Annotated in this window: 17 protein-coding genes; 4 read left to right on the forward strand and 13 right to left on the reverse strand. The window is 44.6% G+C overall.

All coding sequences use genetic code 11. From position 1 onward, the window contains the following. Window positions 1-8: 8 nt before the first annotated feature. From ssuC to ubiG, 11 genes are all read right to left on the reverse strand, one after another. Window positions 9-824, reverse strand: a complete 816-nt coding sequence (gene ssuC / locus ACE01T_RS03995; RefSeq protein ID WP_395518792.1) for an aliphatic sulfonate ABC transporter permease SsuC — start codon at window positions 822-824, stop codon at window positions 9-11. Next, the gene (ssuD, locus tag ACE01T_RS04000; protein ID WP_180043999.1) at window positions 824-1999 is read right to left on the reverse strand and encodes an FMNH2-dependent alkanesulfonate monooxygenase; all 1176 of its coding nucleotides are present in this window, start codon (window positions 1997-1999) and stop codon (window positions 824-826) included. Before ssuD ends, ssuC begins: the two co-directional genes overlap by 1 nt. A gap of 16 nt (window positions 2000-2015) precedes the next feature. Then, window positions 2016-3008, reverse strand: a complete 993-nt coding sequence (locus ACE01T_RS04005; RefSeq protein ID WP_180044001.1) for a sulfonate ABC transporter substrate-binding protein — start codon at window positions 3006-3008, stop codon at window positions 2016-2018. 28 nt (window positions 3009-3036) lie between these two features. Further along, the gene (locus ACE01T_RS04010; RefSeq protein ID WP_180044003.1) at window positions 3037-3999 is read right to left on the reverse strand and encodes a sulfonate ABC transporter substrate-binding protein; all 963 of its coding nucleotides are present in this window, start codon (window positions 3997-3999) and stop codon (window positions 3037-3039) included. Window positions 4000-4610: 611 nt separating this feature from the next. Then, window positions 4611-5963 (reverse strand): amino-acid N-acetyltransferase, encoded by a 1353-nt coding sequence (gene argA / locus ACE01T_RS04015; protein WP_395518793.1) that lies wholly within the window; start codon window positions 5961-5963, stop codon window positions 4611-4613. 129 nt (window positions 5964-6092) lie between these two features. Next, complete coding sequence (locus ACE01T_RS04020) at window positions 6093-6482, reverse strand: RcnB family protein (RefSeq protein ID WP_180044007.1); 390 nt, start codon at window positions 6480-6482, stop codon at window positions 6093-6095. Between the two features lie 228 nt (window positions 6483-6710). Further along, on the reverse strand, window positions 6711-7109 hold the full coding sequence (locus tag ACE01T_RS04025; RefSeq protein ID WP_086196594.1) for an RcnB family protein: 399 nt from the start codon (window positions 7107-7109) through the stop codon (window positions 6711-6713). 301 nt (window positions 7110-7410) lie between these two features. Next, complete coding sequence (locus ACE01T_RS04030; RefSeq protein ID WP_180044009.1) at window positions 7411-7566, reverse strand: hypothetical protein; 156 nt, start codon at window positions 7564-7566, stop codon at window positions 7411-7413. A gap of 204 nt (window positions 7567-7770) precedes the next feature. Then, window positions 7771-8517, reverse strand: coding sequence for a YciK family oxidoreductase (locus ACE01T_RS04035; RefSeq protein WP_086196593.1), 747 nt, complete (start codon window positions 8515-8517; stop codon window positions 7771-7773). A 31-nt stretch (window positions 8518-8548) separates the two neighbouring features. After that, complete coding sequence (locus ACE01T_RS04040) at window positions 8549-9247, reverse strand: HAD family hydrolase (protein WP_180043141.1); 699 nt, start codon at window positions 9245-9247, stop codon at window positions 8549-8551. Beyond that, entirely contained in the window at window positions 9247-9960 is a 714-nt protein-coding gene (ubiG, locus tag ACE01T_RS04045; protein ID WP_166170527.1) for a bifunctional 2-polyprenyl-6-hydroxyphenol methylase/3-demethylubiquinol 3-O-methyltransferase UbiG, read from the reverse strand. Before ubiG ends, ACE01T_RS04040 begins: the two co-directional genes overlap by 1 nt. 180 nt (window positions 9961-10140) lie before the next feature. Here ubiG and ACE01T_RS04050 point away from each other — a divergent pair, with 180 nt between their 5' ends. Next, window positions 10141-10758, forward strand: coding sequence for a thiol:disulfide interchange protein DsbA/DsbL (locus ACE01T_RS04050; protein ID WP_180043142.1), 618 nt, complete (start codon window positions 10141-10143; stop codon window positions 10756-10758). A 60-nt stretch (window positions 10759-10818) separates the two neighbouring features. On the opposite strand, the gene ACE01T_RS04055 is transcribed toward ACE01T_RS04050, so the two are convergent. After that, complete coding sequence (locus tag ACE01T_RS04055; protein WP_180043143.1) at window positions 10819-11478, reverse strand: TetR family transcriptional regulator; 660 nt, start codon at window positions 11476-11478, stop codon at window positions 10819-10821. Window positions 11479-11650: 172 nt separating this feature from the next. Here ACE01T_RS04055 and ACE01T_RS04060 point away from each other — a divergent pair, with 172 nt between their 5' ends. From ACE01T_RS04060 to rph, 3 genes are all read left to right on the forward strand, one after another. After that, on the forward strand, window positions 11651-12673 hold the full coding sequence (locus ACE01T_RS04060) for a ferredoxin reductase (protein WP_180043144.1): 1023 nt from the start codon (window positions 11651-11653) through the stop codon (window positions 12671-12673). A gap of 81 nt (window positions 12674-12754) precedes the next feature. Then, on the forward strand, window positions 12755-13900 hold the full coding sequence (locus tag ACE01T_RS04065; protein WP_395518794.1) for a fatty acid desaturase family protein: 1146 nt from the start codon (window positions 12755-12757) through the stop codon (window positions 13898-13900). A 174-nt stretch (window positions 13901-14074) separates the two neighbouring features. After that, entirely contained in the window at window positions 14075-14791 is a 717-nt protein-coding gene (gene rph / locus ACE01T_RS04070; protein ID WP_166170535.1) for a ribonuclease PH, read from the forward strand. Between the two features lie 89 nt (window positions 14792-14880). Here rph and nadC read toward each other — a convergent pair whose 3' ends face one another. After that, entirely contained in the window at window positions 14881-15726 is an 846-nt protein-coding gene (nadC, locus tag ACE01T_RS04075) for a carboxylating nicotinate-nucleotide diphosphorylase (protein ID WP_180043145.1), read from the reverse strand. Between the last annotated feature and the right edge of the window lie 45 nt (window positions 15727-15771).

Below are 15771 nucleotides of genomic sequence, written 5' to 3' on the forward strand. Positions count from 1 at the left end.
CTTATTCCTTATTTTTGATAGCCAGCGTGCCAACGCAGCAGGTATTTTTCTAAAACGACGGCCAATACATCCGCCAGTTTGCCCAGCAGGGCATACAGTAAAATCCCTACCAAGACCACGTCAGTTTGTAAAAACTCACGCGCATTCATGGTCATATAACCAATACCGGATTGTGCGGAAATGGTTTCGGCCACAATCAGCAGTACCCAGACCAGACCCAGTGCAAAGCGTAAACCGACCAGAATCGAAGGCATCGCACCCGGTAAAATAATTTCTTTGTATAACTGCCAGCGCGTTAAGCCGTAACTTTTACCCATTTCGATCAGCTGCGGATCGACTGAACGAATGCCGTGATAGGTATTGATATAGAGTGGGAAAAATACCCCTACAGCCACAAGAAACAGCTTGGCAGATTCATCAATCCCGAACCATAAAATCACCAAAGGGATTAAGGCTAAAGCCGGAATATTACGGATCATCTGTAACGTGGTATCCAGCAGAGTCGATGCCGTCTTCGAAGAGCCATTGAGCAGGCCGAGTAATAAACCCAAACCACCACCGACCAATAAACCGAGCAGGGCACGTCCGGCACTCACCTTTACGTGTTGCCAAAGTTCACCACTGATCAGCAGCTGCCAGAATGCAGCTACGACCGCCGTCGGTGCAGGTAGAATACGGCTTTCCAATAGCCCGGTACTGGAGGCAATTTGCCAGATGACAATCAGTGCAATCGGGAACAACCAGGGCAGCAAACGCTGCCCAAATTGTGTTCCACGTGAAACCTTGGGTTTCTCCAAGGCTCCCGCAGAAATGCTTTTGCTCATTAAGCCGGCTCCTGATGTTTCACTTCCTTCTTGGCCTCATCAGCAACATAGTTATTTGCTACGATTTCACCAAAAGGACCGGTCAAGTTCGGTTGAGCCAGTTTCTTGCGGGTTTCTAAAGGCAACAGCGGGAACACCAGTTCGGCAAAACGAATAGACTCTTCCAGATGCGGGTAGCCTGAGAAAATAAAAGTATCAATACCCAAGTCCGCATATTCCTGAATGCGTGCAGCAACCGTTTCAGGGTCACCCACCAATGCTGTACCTGCACCGCCACGAACCAGGCCTACACCTGCCCAAAGGTTTGGAGATACTTCAAGTTTAGTACGGTCACCGTTGTGCAGTTCAGCCATACGGCGTTGGCCGACTGAATCCATCTGCTTGAATTTTTGTTGTGCAGCAGCAATGGTTGCATCATCCACATACTGAATCAGCTCTTCAGCAGCAGCCCATGCCTGTTCATTGGTTTCACGCACAATCACGTGTAAACGGATACCGTAACTTAAACTACGGCCTTTGGCGGCAGCTTTGGCTCTGACATTTTCAATTTTTTCTTTTACTGCTGCCGGTGGTTCGCCCCAAGTCAGGTAAGTATCGACCTGGTCGGTGGCCAATTCCACGGCTGCATCGGAAGAACCGCCAAACCAAAGTGGCGGGTAAGGTTGTTGTATTGGCGGATAAAGCAGTTTTGCGTCATCGACACTTAAGTGTTCACCGTGGAAAGTGAAACTTTCACCAGTATGTGAATGTTTTAAAATTTCACGCCAGATGGTGGTGTATTCAGCCGCCGTTTTATAGCGCGTCGCGTGATCTTCATACACGCCGTCACCTTTAAGCTCTTGCTCATCACCACCGGTGACCAGGTTCAGCCGAACGCGACCGCCAGACAAACGGTCAAAAGTTGCTGCCATACGTGCAGCCAGTGCCGGTGTGGTAACGCCTGGACGTAATGCCACCAGGAATTTCAAATTTTTAGTGGCATCAATCAGGCTGGCAGCGGTAATCCATGGATCTTCACATGAACGGCCGGTTGGAATGAGTACGCCTTCATAACCCAGGTTATCTACCGCGACGGCAATCTGTTTCATATAAGCATGATCGACCTGACGGGCGCCTTTGCTTGTGCCTAAATAACGACTGTCACCATGCGTAGGAATAAACCAGAAAATTTTCATTGCATTGATCCTTAGATTATTTGCCTGCCCAAACGGCTTGCTGAATATTGATAGATTTCGGAATGATCTTGAGTTCGCTAAAACGGTTGGCGAGCTCTTGCTGATCAGCAATCACTTTTTTGCTGAGCAGAGCAGCACCAGACGGGTTAGGACGACGCTGGATAAAAGTCTGGCTGACAATCGGTTTCAGACCGGTGCTTTGAGCAAACAGGCTTGCAGTCGCAGCCTTGTTGCTTTGTACCCATTTATCGGCAACATTAAGCTGCTTGATAATGCCTTTAAGTGCCTGAGGATGATTCTTAACCAAATCATTTGAAGCCAGATAGAAGGTGTAATTTGGACTTAAGCCTTTCCCTGTGGTCAGTACCTTGGCCTTATCTTCCAGTTGTGCCGCAGCATAGTACGGGTCCCAAATGGCCCAGGCATCAATCGCACCTTTCTGGAAAGCCGCACGGGCATCAGCCGGACTGAGCCAGATCGGTTGAACATCTGTCCATTGCAAACCGGCCTTACGTACTGCCTGCACCAATAGATAATGTGAGCTTGAACCGCGGTGAACCCCAATACGTTTGCCCTTCAACTGGCGGAGCTGGGTAATTTTGGAGTTGCTTGGCACCAAAATGGCAGAAGCCAAAGGTTTTGCCGTTTCATAAGCAAAATAATGCAGTGGCTTGTTGCCTGCCTGAGCATAGACAGGCGGCGTATCGCCGGTTGAACCGATATCTACAGAACCGACGGCTAGGGCCTCTAAAATTTGTGGACCGCCCGGAAATTCATTCCAGCTGATTTTGGCGTTGGGAAATTCCTGTTCAAATAACTTTTGCTGTTGTGCAATCACCAGATTGACAGAAGATTTTTGATAGCCGACACGAAGCTGTTTCACTGAAGGATCAACAGCCCAGGCGGCACCTGAACCCAACATCGAACAAGCAATTAACATGGCATTCATGCCATGACTGGAGGTCTTGAACCATGTGGCTGCTTTGTTGTGTAGCTGATGCTGAGTCATGTTAAATCCCCTAGGTTTTATTTATGATTTACTTCGCCAAAATCGCGGATTGAATATTGAGTTTGTTTGGAATCAGTTTCTGCTGATAAAAGGCATCGGCAACATATTGCTGCTTTTGCACCACCTCATTAGAAATCGGTTGTACCCCAAAGCCCATGCGGGAAATGGACGTTTTCAGGATATCTTTAGACAGTCCTGTTGGTTTTTCCAGCAGCTTGGCGGCTTCGTCCTGATGCTGGGATACCCATTGTGTGGTGGTGTTGAGTTCATTCACCACCGCTTTCAGCACATCTGGATGCTGCTCGGCAAATTTGCGGTCAGCCAGATAAAACTGATGGTTACTGACCAGGTTTTCACCTGTGGCAATGACACGAGCACCAATCTGCTTTTCTGCAGCCGCAAAGAACGGGTCCCAAATCACCCAGGCATCGACTGCACCTTTCTCAAAGGCTGCGCGTGCGTCCGAAGGCGGCAAGTACACCACCTGAATGTCATTTAGGGTGAGCTTGTTGGCTTGTAACACTTTTAACAGTAGATAATGAACATTCGAGCCTTTATTGAGTGCAACACGTTTGCCTTTTAAATCCTGGATGCTATGAATGGCTGAATCTTTTTGCACAATCAAGGCTTCAGCTTTAGGTGCTTCCGGCTGGTTGGCGATATAAACCAGATTTGAATTGGCAGCCTGTGCGAAAATAGGCGGCGCTTCACCTGCTTCACCTAATACAACACTGCCGACATTTAAGCCTTCAAGCAATTGAGGACCGGCTGGGAATTCTACCCATTTCACATTGACGCCCTGATCTTTCAACGCCGTTTCTAAAGTGCCACGTTCTTTAATAATCGGTAACAAGCCATACTTTTGAAAGCCGATATTTAACGTGACTGTTTCAGCTTCTTTTTTTCCGCAACCTGACATCATCATTGCGCCAGCAACTACTGAAGAAAGGACCAGTGATTTCGCCCAGAATTTTGCTTGAATGGCGCTCATGTATGTGTGCTCCGCAATAAGGAAGTGTTGAATATTGAACACATACGCTAAAGCCTTTTCTTTTTCGAAAAAAATAAGAAAAGATAAATTTCTAATGAGGAAAAAAGATAAATAAAAAAAAGAAAAACTTATGCAGAAATGTGATTTATCAGGACAATTCAATATCCAGTTTTATTTAATTAAGATATTGATATTAAATAATTTAAATTCTAAATCTTATGCGGGTATAACGTTATTTAAATACAGCATAAGAAAATCGTCAAAAATTTCGCAAAAGCATAGATAAAGATATAAAAAATAAAGCTATAGCAGGCATAAAAAAAGCCACTTCAAGTGCACTGCTGTCCCATAATTTGAATTTTATTTTAATACTGAACCACCATGATGATTTGTTATCTTTAAATATTTGATATTTATATTTTTCATAGCCTTGTCTTTTCTTTAAAAGTTTAAGTGGCTCTGTGTAGGCTAAACCCTACTTTTGACAGACCAAAAGTAGACAAAAGTCTTTATTCCCCATACACGACATCCTGTCGTGATGGGGAATGTGTGGCATCCCTGCCACACTCGCGAATCTAATACATGGACTTCAACTATGGGACCGTAGTGACTTAAAGTGACTTTTTAAAGACCAGAGAATTACGTTGATAGTTGTACAGCGCCTGACGGGCATTGGGCAGGTCATCCACACTGGCCGCTTCAAAACCATGTTCGACAAACCAGTGTGCAGTACGTGTGGTCAGTACAAACAGCTGCTGAATGCCCAGGCTTTTGGCCTTGTCTTCCAGGTAATGCAGAATCTGGCTGCCGCGGTTGGACTTGCGATAGGTTGGATCGACCGCGACACAGGCAATCTCCGCCGATTTAATTTCATTGGCTGAGGTTGGAATAGGATACAGCGCGGCGCAGGCCAGAATCATTCCGTCCCGTTCAATCACGGAAAACTGTTCAATTTCACTTTCTAATCGTTCACGTGAGCGATACACCAGAATGCCTTCAGCTTCCAGTGGACGAAGCAGATTCATCAAGCCGCCGACATCCTGAATGGTCGCCGTACGCACATCTTCATAATGGGCATCGGTCATCATGGTGCCTGCACCGTCACGGGTAAACAGTTCTTCCAGCAAGGCGCCATCGTAAGTATAAGAAATCAGATGCACACGATGTACCCCTTGCAGTGAGGCGTTTTTGGCACCGCGTAATTGCAGGGCAATATCGGGATTGGAATCCTGATATTGCAGGATCTGCCGATCCAGCTGATGCGGGGCTATTTCACGCTGCAATTGTCCAAATTCATTGACCAGACCTTGCTGTTTCCCCAAAAAGATCAGCTTGTCGGCTTTTAGCAGAATGGCGGTATTGGTCGCGACTTCTTCTGCCACCAGGTTAAACACTTCACCGGTACTGGAATAACCGGTTGGACCCAGCAATACAATATTGTGGTTTTTCAGATGTCTCTGAATGGCGTCGGTATCGACGGTACGCACTTCACCTGTGAGCTGGAAATCCACACCGTCCCGAATGCCATAGGGTTTGGCCGTGACAAAATTGCCCGAGATCACATCAATACGGGCGCCGTACATGGGTGAGTTGGCGAGTCCCATGGAAAGCAGGGCTTCAATTTGCAGGCGAATAGATCCCACCGCATTCATGACGCAGCTTAAGGATTCTCGTGTGGTAATGCGGCGGTGATTATGGAAAGGGGTTTGAATGCCGCTGGTTTTCAGGTTTTGGTTGATTTGAGAACGGGCACCATGCACCAGAATCAGACGAATGCCTAAAGAATGCAGCAGAGCAATGTCATGAATAATATGCTGGAAATTTTCATGTTGCACCGCCTCACCATCAAACATGATGACAAAGGTTTTGTTGCGGTGGGCATTGATATAGGGTGCAGAATGTCGAAACCAATGCACATATTGTAAATTTGTGCTTTGTGATGTTTCAGATGAATTCGTTTGCATACCTATCTCAAAATTAAAAAATTTCCTTCCTTGATTCTAATCAAAAAATGACGGGGGGAAAGCTAAAAAATAAAAAACACCTGAATTGAATTCAGGTGTTTTTTAGGGAAGAGGAAACTTAGGCCGGTTTTAGTTGATGATGCGCACAATACGGTCGGTACGTTCATTCACTAACACATAGTCGCCGTTGATTTTATACCACTGTTGATAACGGTTGGTATTCGGTAAGCGGCGTGCTTCACGGTCGCTAACTTTATAGCTGGATGAGCTAAATACACGCGGGAAGTTTTGGCCTGCACGCCAGTCACGGCTTGGGTTTACTCGTTTGCTGTCATAACGGTTGTTATTGTCCCAACGGTTGTGGTCATAACGGTTGTTGTTGTCCCAGCGCTGGTCATGTTGTGAGTGTGCCTGCTGATAACGCTGATGATCATCATAGCGATGGTCTGATGCTGCCATCGCTGAAGTTGCCATCAATGCAGATAAAGAAAGCGCAATTGTAGTCAGAATTTTTTTCATTACTTTCACCCTGGATCATTTAGGAAGATGTTTTCGATGATTCAAAATTAGAGGAAAAGTCGAGATAAACGATGTTGGAATCTTAGTTGAATTGTGAAATTGATGGAGAAAAAAAGAAGATTGTAAAAGACTGAAAGTTATAGAGATAAAGGGATAGGCTTGACCATAAAAGTGCAAAAATAAAAAAGCCCAAACTGGAGTTTGGGCATGGAGCATTTAAAACGGCGTTTAGAATCCTTGAATGCGTACAATATTATTGCTGTCTGTATCCACTAAAATATAGTCATTATTGATTTTGTACCATTGCTGGTTACGCGATGGTTTGGGCAAGTCATGGTTTTTATAGTCGACCTTGTAGCCATCGCCACGATAATGCTGTGGCATCACATAGCCCGGTTGCCATTTATGCTGTTGTAGACGCTTGAATCCGCGTTCTTCACGCATACGGCGTTTGTCTTGCATGTCATCGTCATCTTCACGAAAATCGCGACCGCGGCTAAATTTTGGCTGATCGGATTGATCCCAGCCACGATAATTATTGTTTTTTTCATGAGGTCCGGCAAGGCTGACACTACTTGCCATCAAAGCACTGAAAGAAATTGCCAAAACAGTCAAAATCTTTTTCATGTTGAACCCTCATAAAAAAAAGTATTAATTTCACTGATGTTAATGTACAAAATAATTGCAGAGAAACTGTGAAGATCAATCATGCATTTCTTAAAAAATGCAGAGATAATAAGGATATTATGGGAAAATATCTCATCATTTAAAAATCTTCAGCAATTTTATAGCGCTATTAAATATTAAAAAACTTTTGCTTGAGGAAAACTTTGTATCAAAGTTTTGAGATCACGTTGACTGATTTAACAATGTTCTAAGCAATGGGCTGAACAGCGGGTTGGGTTCGACAGTTCTATATAGTTTTCTTTTAGTTCCATTGTTCCACCAGGCCTTGTAGTGAGTTGACAGCCTCAGCAATTGCTTCTGCCTGTTTGACATCATCCAGACCGATGATCAAAGTATTTGAAAGCTGTAGTTTTTCAATACAACGAATCGTTTCAATTTTACGTTTTTGATCTGCCATGTTGAGCTTCCTCATACTGAATGTTTTTGAATGCTGTTCAGCATAGCGGCATTCTTTTAATTTATAAAAACGAATATTTTTGTAAAAATTATCTAAAAATACGATTTAAGCCTTAAATAGCGAAAGTACAGTTCTGAGTTTTTAAAAATTTAAGTCTGCAATAAAAAAGGGAGCATATAGAGCTCCCTTTTTTATTTTTAGAGATCAGTCTTGTGCATCAATGCTTTGACCATTCAAATGCAGGCTGTCATCCCCCATTAAATAGAGGTAAGCCGGCATAATGCTTTCCGGTGTCGCCAAGGTTTTTGGATCTTCCTCAGGATAAGCCTTGGCACGCATGGCGGTACGGGTGGCACCCGGATTGATGCAGTTAAAACGCACATTCGGATAGACATTTTCTTTGGCAAAAATCTGGTTCACTGCTTCAATGGCAATTTTGGATACTGAATAAGCGCCCCAACGTTCCCGTGCTTCACGTCCGACACCGGAACTGGCAAATACCACCGAAGCATGCTCGGACTTTGCCAGTAAGGGCAGCAGTTCCTGGGTCAAAATAAAGGGAGCACGCAGATTCACAGCCATCACATCATCCCAGACATCTACCGGGTAATGCGCCAGTTCGGTACGCTCTCCCAGAATCCCGGCATTGTGCAAAATGCCGTCTAGGCGACCGAACTGTTGCGTTAAAGTATCGACCAGTAACTCATAGTCACGAGGAGAGGCACTGGAGAGCTGCAAAGGCAGAATAGCCGGTTGTGGTGCACCCAGGCTTTCAATTTCATCATAGATGACTTCAAGCTTGTTTAGGGTACGTCCATGCAGCACTACAGTGGCACCATGCAGGGCATAGCTTATTGCAGCCGCACGGCCAATACCATCGCCCGCACCTGTAATCAGGATAATGCGATCTTTTAACAGATCGGGGCGAGGCTGATATTCTGAATATTTCATTGCATACCTCCTCGTTTATATTGTTATGTCGTTATGAAATGAGTGAATGATGATCTTGTTTTACGCCGACTAGTTGATTAATCACTTGATGTAATTCTGCAACTGTCTTCACTATACAATCCGCCTGCCATGCTGTTAAGTTATCTTTGTGTTGCAATGGTAAATAGCCATAGCCTGCCAGAATGGTGTACATATTGGCATTGCGGCCTGCATCAATGTCACGCGGATGGTCACCCACATAAATACAATCTTCAGGTCGTACCTGAATTTGCTTGGCCGCCAGATACATCGGTTCCGGATCGGGTTTGGTGTTGCTGACATCTTCCGGGCAAACCAGAACCGCACAGCGTTCGGTCAGATTGAGTGCCTGAAGCAGGGACTCACTGAGCCAGCGAGGCTTGTTGGTGACAATGCCCCAAGGAATATCCTGACTTTCCAGTTGTTCTAGCAAGGAATGCATGCCTTCGAACAGATCGGTCTCTACCGCAATATCTTCACCATACAAATCCAAAAAGCGCTGGCGATGGGCGAGGAATACCGGATCTTCCACTTCCAGTTCCGGATAGACCAGTTTCACCATGGCCCGTGCACCTTCAGAGACCTGGGTACGAATTAAATCCGCGGCCACGATGTCACAGGGTTTGTCGCGGCACATGTCCTGAATAATGCGAATAAAGTCAGCCGCAGTGTCAATTAAGGTGCCATCCAGGTCAAACAGTACAGCTTTCATCAGGCACCTTCTTTTACCGTATAAACCATATAGTTCACATCGACATTTGGTGCCAGCCAGTAACGTTTGGTCAGCGGGTTGTAATGCAGGCCGGTCATGTCTTTCAGTTTCAGATTTGCTGCCCGGATATCATGCGCCAGCTCGGAAGGCTTGATAAACTTGCTGTAATCATGGGTGCCTTTAGCGAGCATACGCAGAACGTATTCCGCGCCAATAATGGCAAACAGATAAGACTTTGGATTACGGTTAATGGTCGAGAAGAACACATGGCCGCCCGGTTTGACCAGGGTTTGGCAGGCCTGAATAATTGATGCCGGATTTGGAACATGCTCCAGCATTTCCATACAGGTCACCACATCATATTGTCCGGCCTGTTCCTGGGCCAACTGTTCTACCGGAACCTGGCGATATTCAATATTCTGCACGCCTTCCTGTTCGGCATGAATGCGGGCTACATTTAATGGCGCTTCACCCATGTCGATACCCAAAACATTGGCTCCACGACGCGCCATGCTTTCCGACAGAATACCGCCACCACAACCGACATCGAGCACTTTTTTACCGCTGAGACCGCCAGCATGCTCATCAATCCAGTTTAAACGCAGCGGATTGATCATATGCAAGGGGCGGAACTCAGAATGCTGATCCCACCATATGGCAGCGAATGCTTCAAATTTGGCAATTTCTTGTGGATCAACATTCAATTGCGACATCGGTATCACCTCAATCAAGTCATTATAATTTAAAAAAGTTACAGAAGCTTAGTGTAGCGTTAATTCTAAAAAAAGCGATAAATGCCGTAAAAAAGTTCACAGAATGAAAACGAATTCGGCATAATTGATTTATAGTGATCGCATAAATTAAGCATAACGATTTAGAGGACAATAAGGTCAATGAAAAAATTTCTTTTAGGTAGTGTAGCAACGGCTATTTTTGCCTTATCCGGTACTGCAATGGCAGCCAATTTTGTTGCAGGTAAAGATTACACCGTGGTGGCCAATCCGGTTAAGGTTGAAGTTCCTGGAAAAATTGAAGTGCGTGAATTCTTCTGGTATGGCTGCCCGCATTGCTATCGCTTAGAGCCGCATATGCAGACCTGGCTGAAAAAATTACCTAAAGATGTGCGTTTCGTGCGTACTCCGGCGGCAATGAATCCTGTCTGGGAGCAGGGCGCGCGTGGCTATTATGTGTCTGAAGCATTAGGCGTTCGTAAGAAAACTCACTTGCCTTTATTCCATGCCATTCATGCAGGTGGCCAGCAGATTTTTGATCAAAAATCCCAAGCCAAGTTCTTTGTAAAATATGGCGTGCCTGAAGCCAAATTCAACAGCATGTTTAATTCATTTGTTATTACTTCAAAAATAGCGCAAGCCAAACAGTTGGCACAGCAATATCAACTCAGTGGTGTGCCTGCGGTTGTGGTCAATGGTAAATATGTGGTGCAAGGTGAAGATGCCAAAGTCACGCAAGTGCTCAGCTATCTGGTAGAAAAAGAGCGTAAAGCCAAATAAGCAACAGGTTCTAAAAAAACCGCCATCATGGCGGTTTTTTTACATCTGGTCGTTATTCAATTATGAAGAGACCGAATCTTTGGAAGGGTCCCAGTTGGAGATGCCACGGAAAATCAAATGCACTTGAGTCATGGTTTGCAGCTTAAACTGTTTTTGTTGTTCTATACGTTCTTCAGCCTGATATTTCCGGCTAATGTCCATCCAGGTCATGGCCCAGGTAAAAGACAAGTTAATTAAAATATTAGAAAATACTTGCAGGTCTTGGGTATTACCAATGTGCTGCATGGCCTCAATTTGACCCAAATCATTAGCCAGGTCTTCAATTAAAAAATTAATTTCCCGGGCAATCGCCTGGCGAATCACTTCTGATCCACCCCAGCGTTCGGCAATCATAAATACCCACGGTTCAGGATGATGTTCAACTGCCTGAAAAAACAGGTCTAGGCTGATTTGGGTTTCGGTATCTGGCTGATAGATATAGGCTTGTCCCAGCTGATGAAAAATACCTTTTAAATGCAGGGCAACCTGATCAACCAGTTCTAGTCCCAGCTCATTCATGTCCTGAAAATGACGGTAGAATGCCGTTGGTACCAAACCGACATGGCGTGCAATTTCACGCAAACTGATGCTGCTGAAAGAGCGTCCAGACGTGTTTAACGCCAGCGCGGCATCCAAAAGTGCCTGGCGGCTCTGCTGTTTACGCTCATCCCGTATCGACATGCGACTACCCTAAAAAATGCTGCATGAAGTCTATCAAAAAAAAACAAATTAAACGACGAATGTCAGTGAACGGATGTTGACTGAATTAAAAAATGATTATAGTGTACATGTGTTCACTATAAGAACACCTGTTCACTCAAATAAATAGCCAGCAATAAAAGAGGAACGTCATATGAGTCATGTCATGCAATATCAGCCACAATGGATTCGAGAAGATTTCGTCGATTTTATTGCTGAAAAAATCAATCCAGTTTGGGCATGGAAAAAAGTCAAAGCCAGTATTGTCGATGTACAGATGCTGAGTTCAGACTTTTATCAGATCGAGTTGCAGCCGAATCATAATTTTTGTGCTGATGCTTTTTATGCCGGACAAAGTATTTTAGTGACTGTGGTGATTGCAGGTGTGCGTGAGCAACGCAGTTATTCCGTTGTCAAAATCACTGCCAACGGTAACGTGGTGATTGCCGTGAAACGTCAGGGCAAAGTCTCCAATGCTTTAACCCGTTTGGCTGTGGGCAGTGTGGTGGAAATTTCCCAGGTGCAGGGTGATTTCACATTAAGTTCATCTCAACAACCTATTCTGTTGTTAGCTTCAGGCAGTGGTATCACTGCAATTTATTCTTTATTGCAACAGGCCATCCGTCAACAAGTCAGTCAGATTGACCTGATCTATTTCGCGCGTGATGATGCGTTCCATAGCGAATTGCAGCAATTGGCCGAGCAGCATCCGCAGTTTCAATATCATCATTTTAATACTCTGGCACAGAAGCAACATTTAACCGCGGAACTGCTTGAAAGTACCATTTCAGATTTTAAGCAACGTCAAAGTTATGCCTGTGGTGCCAAGAGCATGATGCAAAGCCTGAACCAGATTTATCAACAATTCGGCATTGCCGATCAACTCAAACAGGAATATTTCCAGGTGGTGGTCGATGAAAATGCGGCAGTACAACCGGTAATTTTCTTACGCGCTCAACAAGAGTTTGAAGCCAAAACCAATTTGCTGGAAAGTGCCGAACAGGCGGGATTGAGACCCGCACATGGCTGCCGTATGGGCATCTGCAATACCTGTACCTGTACCAAAGTCAGTGGTTCAACCAAAAACCTGCTCACTGGTGAAATCGACCACGATAGCAATACCCAGATTAAATTGTGTATTAGCCAGGCCGTAAGTCCGGTCACTATTAACCTGTAAGCATCAAAATTTTAAAAAACTTTCAGTGATTGATCCCGTTTTAAAACAAGCCATGCTGGATGATCACTCAGGAGAAAAACAATGAATATGTCAGTGAAATTTCCAGAAAACAGTAAATCTAAATATTTAACTGCTGAACAAATTGCCGAATTTGGTGAAAAAGTGGATGCCATTCGCCGCGAAATTATGGACAGCATTGGCGAAAAAGATGCCCAATACATTTATAAAATCCGCGATTTTGTCCGTTATAGCGAAATTGTATCACGCAGCATGTTGATGTTTGGCGGCTGGATTCCGCCAGTCTGGTTATTGGGTACAGGCTTGTTGGGTATTTCCAAAATCGTGGAAAATATGGAACTGGGCCATAATGTGATGCATGGTCAGTTCGACTGGCTGAATGATCCGACGTTAAATGGTGCCAATTATGACTGGGATACCATGGCGACCGGGGATGACTGGAAACATACCCACAATTATATCCACCACACCTATACTAATATTGTCGGTCAAGACCATGATGTGGGCTATGGCCTGATTCGGGTCAGTGAAGCACAAAAATGGGAACCGCGCTTTTTATTCAATATTCCTTTAACTATTCAGCTGATGCTGTTCTTTGAATGGTATGTTGGTGTACAAGGTTTACATCTGGAAGATGTGCTGGTTTATAAAACTAAAACCTGGAAAGAGGTGTGGAAAGAGTCGGCAAAATTCCGTAAAAAAGCCACCCGTCAGATTGCCAAAGACTATGTGTTTTTTCCATTAATTGCAGGTCCGAATGCACTGCCGGTATTTGCCGGAAATGCAGTGGCGAATGTCATTCGTAGCCTCTGGGCATCCGCAGTGATTTTTAATGGACATTTCACTGAAGATACCGAAACCTTTGAACCGGACAATACGGCCACTGAAACGCGTGCCGAATGGTATTTACGTCAAATTCGCGGATCGAGTAATTTTAGCGGCACAGAATGGCTGCATATTTTGAGTGGTAATTTGAGTCATCAAATTGAACACCATTTATTCCCTGATATGCCCGCGAACCGTTATGCTGAAGCTGCACCAAAAATCCGTGTCTTATGTGCAGAGTATGGCATTCACTATAATGAAGCCAGTTTCATGAAACAGTTTGCTAGCGTCTGGGTACGTTTAGCTCAATGTTCATTGCCAAATTCATGGACTTCAACCCTTGAACAATCCAAACAGAAATTAAAAGACTTATTGAGCTTTTAAACTTCAATAACAAGCTTAAGGATATGCAGGGTGGGTAGCGAATTTCATGCAAGCTAAAATGGATGCATCCGGGCTTGATGGTTTTTGCCAATAGAGAATCTCTTGGCAAAACCTGAGAGCATGCTTCTGTTATACTAGGCCGCAATGAATTTTAGCCGAAATTAAGGACTCATTATGCGTATCGACCAACGTACATTAGATCAATTACGTGACGTAAAAATTACCCGTAACTATACACGTTATGCGGAAGGTTCAGTGTTGATTGAATTTGGTCATACAAAAGTTCTTTGTACTGCAAGTATTGATAATTCAGTACCGCGTTTCTTGAAAGGTAAGGGACAGGGTTGGGTGACTGCGGAATACGGCATGTTGCCACGTTCTACCCATACCCGTAGTGACCGTGAAGCGGCGCGTGGTAAACAAAGTGGCCGTACTCAGGAAATCCAGCGTCTGATTGGTCGTAGCCTGCGTGCCATGGTGGACTTGAAAAAACTGGGTGAAAATACCATTACCATTGACTGTGATGTGATTCAGGCTGATGGTGGTACACGTACAGCATCCATTACTGGTGCAGCAGTGGCTTTAGTCGATGCCATGAATGTATTGCTTGAAACCAAGAAAATTAAACACGATCCGTTGAAAGGTCTGGTGGCTGCGATTTCTGTCGGCATGTATCAAGACAAAGCCTTGCTCGATTTGTGTTATGAAGAAGATTCAAACTGCCAAACTGATTTAAACGTAGTGATGACTCAAGCAGGCGAGTTTATCGAGCTGCAGGGGACTGCTGAAGACAAGCCATTTACCCGTGCACAATGTAACGAAATGCTTGAATTGGCAGAAAAAGGCATCCAAGAACTCATTAAAAAACAGCAAGAAGCTTTAGGCTGGTAAGTTGTTAATTTAACAATCTCAGCAATAAAAAACGCACCCATCGGTGCGTTTTTTATTGACTCAATTTTTATTGAGTTGAGTAGGGGCGATCAAGCATTAAAACGCATGGATAAATCCACTGCTTTCACATCTTTGGTTAATACACCCATTGAAATATAATCCACACCTGAGCTTGCCACTTCACGTAAGTTTGCGATGGTAATGTTACCTGATGCTTCCAGCTTGCAACGACCGGCAACATGCTTCACCGCATCAATCATTTGCTGCTGGCTGAAGTTATCCAGCATCACGATATCCGCTTTTGCTTCTAAAGCCTGGTTTAGTTCATCCCAGGTTTCCACTTCAACTTCCACCGGTTTACCCGGTGCAATGTTATGTGCCTTGCTAATCGCCTGCGCAATACCGCCTGCTGCCATAATATGGTTTTCTTTAATCAAAAAGGCATCAAACAAACCCAGGCGATGGTTCTGACCGCCACCAATCGCCACGGCATATTTTTGTGCAATACGTAAGCCCGGCAAGGTTTTACGGGTATCTAATAATTTGGTATTTAAGCCTTCCAGTTCTTTAACATATAAAGCAGTTTTGGTCGCAACTGCAGAAAGTGTTTGCACAAAGTTAAGGGCAGGGCGTTCCACCGTCAGCAGGCTGCGTGCAGAACCGGCCAGTTTTAAAAAGGCTTCATTGGCTTGTACGCGGTCGCCATCATTTTTTAGCCAGGTGACCTGTACCTTTGGATCATAAGCCTGAATCAGTGCATTGACCCAAGGCTGACCGGCCAGCACCATGTCTTCACGGCTAATAATTGTTGCTGTCGCCTGTTCATCTTCAGGAGTTAATAAAGCAGTGATATCACCTTCGCCAATATCTTCTTGTAATGCTTGTTGAATGTTGATTTGGATCGATTGTTCAAGCAAGGATTGAGATATGCTCATAAGGATTCCCGTATCTTTTTTAACCCATGAAAATTGCGCGTTATT

The organism is Acinetobacter uliginosus (assembly GCF_044130295.1).
GTDB lineage: Bacteria > Pseudomonadota > Gammaproteobacteria > Pseudomonadales > Moraxellaceae > Acinetobacter.

Coding starts and splice junctions, on each gene's coding strand:
- ACE01T_RS04025 (WP_086196594.1), bottom strand. CDS start 7,109: ATGAAAAAGATTTTGACTGTTTTGGCAATTTCTTTCAGTGCTTTGATG.
- ACE01T_RS04030 (WP_180044009.1), bottom strand. CDS start 7,566: ATGGCAGATCAAAAACGTAAAATTGAAACGATTCGTTGTATTGAAAAA.
- ssuD (WP_180043999.1), bottom strand. CDS start 1,999: ATGAAAATTTTCTGGTTTATTCCTACGCATGGTGACAGTCGTTATTTA.
- ACE01T_RS04055 (WP_180043143.1), bottom strand. CDS start 11,478: ATGTCGATACGGGATGAGCGTAAACAGCAGAGCCGCCAGGCACTTTTG.
- ACE01T_RS04005 (WP_180044001.1), bottom strand. CDS start 3,008: ATGACTCAGCATCAGCTACACAACAAAGCAGCCACATGGTTCAAGACC.
- ACE01T_RS04065 (WP_395518794.1), top strand. CDS start 12,755: ATGAATATGTCAGTGAAATTTCCAGAAAACAGTAAATCTAAATATTTA.
- ACE01T_RS04020 (WP_180044007.1), bottom strand. CDS start 6,482: ATGAAAAAAATTCTGACTACAATTGCGCTTTCTTTATCTGCATTGATG.
- nadC (WP_180043145.1), bottom strand. CDS start 15,726: ATGAGCATATCTCAATCCTTGCTTGAACAATCGATCCAAATCAACATT.
- ubiG (WP_166170527.1), bottom strand. CDS start 9,960: ATGTCGCAATTGAATGTTGATCCACAAGAAATTGCCAAATTTGAAGCA.
- ACE01T_RS04035 (WP_086196593.1), bottom strand. CDS start 8,517: ATGAAATATTCAGAATATCAGCCTCGCCCCGATCTGTTAAAAGATCGC.
- argA (WP_395518793.1), bottom strand. CDS start 5,963: ATGCAAACGAATTCATCTGAAACATCACAAAGCACAAATTTACAATAT.
- ACE01T_RS04050 (WP_180043142.1), top strand. CDS start 10,141: ATGAAAAAATTTCTTTTAGGTAGTGTAGCAACGGCTATTTTTGCCTTA.
- ACE01T_RS04010 (WP_180044003.1), bottom strand. CDS start 3,999: ATGAGCGCCATTCAAGCAAAATTCTGGGCGAAATCACTGGTCCTTTCT.
- ACE01T_RS04060 (WP_180043144.1), top strand. CDS start 11,651: ATGAGTCATGTCATGCAATATCAGCCACAATGGATTCGAGAAGATTTC.
- ssuC (WP_395518792.1), bottom strand. CDS start 824: ATGAGCAAAAGCATTTCTGCGGGAGCCTTGGAGAAACCCAAGGTTTCA.
- rph (WP_166170535.1), top strand. CDS start 14,075: ATGCGTATCGACCAACGTACATTAGATCAATTACGTGACGTAAAAATT.
- ACE01T_RS04040 (WP_180043141.1), bottom strand. CDS start 9,247: ATGAAAGCTGTACTGTTTGACCTGGATGGCACCTTAATTGACACTGCG.